This is a genomic window from Catenulispora rubra (assembly GCF_015356825.1).
In the GTDB taxonomy this organism is placed as follows: domain Bacteria; phylum Actinomycetota; class Actinomycetes; order Streptomycetales; family Catenulisporaceae; genus Catenulispora; species Catenulispora rubra.
In genome coordinates, this window is sequence record NZ_JAACYW010000646.1 from 1 (window position 1) to 1,035 (window position 1,035).

A 1,035-nucleotide genomic window follows, 5' to 3' on the forward strand; every position below is an offset into this window, starting at 1 on the left:
GGGGGTCTCAGGCCGGGCCTGGGCCTGGGGCCCGTGGGTCTGGCGCGGCTGATGATGGTGGTGGTATCAGTGATCCAGAACTCCCCGACGGCTGTCACATTCCCGCGAACGCGGACGTCAGAGTGGTGACCGCCTGATCCTGCCCGCAGAATGTGGAGCCATGACCGACGCCGATCAGCTCGCTCAGTTCTTCCAGTCGCAGCGTCCGCACCTGTTGGCGGTGGCGTACCGCATGCTCGGTTCGCTGGCCGAGGCGGACGACGCCGTGCAGGAGGCGTACCTGCGGCTGAACCGTTCGGACGTGGCGGAGGTGGAGAACCTGGCCGGGTGGCTCACCACGGTGACCGGCCGGGTGTGCCTGGACGTGCTGCGGGCCCGCCGCAACCACGGCGAGGAGGACCTGGAGGGGCCGGCCGGCGCCGAGGCGGTCGAGGCGTCGGAGCGCGACGCGCTGGCCGACCCGGAGCTGGCCGCGGAGCTGTCGGACTCGGTCGGGCTGGCGCTGCTGGTGGTGATGGACACCCTGAGCCCGGCCGAGCGGCTGGCGTTCGTGCTGCACGACATGTTCGCGGTGCCGTTCGAGGAGATCTCGCCGATCGTCGGCAAGTCGACGGCCGCGGTCCGCCAGCTCGCGAGCCGGGCCCGCCGCCGGGTGCAGGGCCAGGGCGAGGAGGAGTCGGAGGCCGACCGCGGCCGCCAACGCGAGGTGGTGAGCGCCTTCCTGGCGGCCTCGCGCGGCGGGAACTTCGCCGGCCTGCTGAAGCTGCTCGACCCGGACGTGGTGCTCCGCACGGACCTGACGGCCGCCGGCTTCGGCGCGACGGACGCCCGCGGCGCGCGCGACGTCGCCGAGGTCTTCTCCGGCCGCGCGCAGGCGGCGCAGCTGGCTCTGCTCGACGGGAGCGCGGCGGACGCTTGAAGAACTGGTGGAGGGAATGCGTAGTGCCGCGCGCGAGACCGACCTCGCGGCGTTCCGCAGCCATGACATGGCCTTCCACCGCGCGGTGATCGAACTGGGCGGCAACAGTTATCTGC

General features: G+C 72.5%; 2 protein-coding genes. Both read left to right on the plus strand.

Going from position 1 to position 1,035, the window contains the following annotated elements:
* The first annotated feature begins 160 nt into the window (after positions 1 to 160).
* The gene (locus tag GWK61_RS54740) at positions 161 to 919 is read left to right on the plus strand and encodes a sigma-70 family RNA polymerase sigma factor (protein WP_194922317.1); all 759 of its coding nucleotides are present in this window, start codon (positions 161 to 163) and stop codon (positions 917 to 919) included.
* Between the two features lie 16 nt (positions 920 to 935).
* Positions 936 to 1,035: FCD domain-containing protein (locus tag GWK61_RS61355; protein ID WP_194922318.1), on the plus strand; the 100-nt coding region annotated here is incomplete at its 3' end.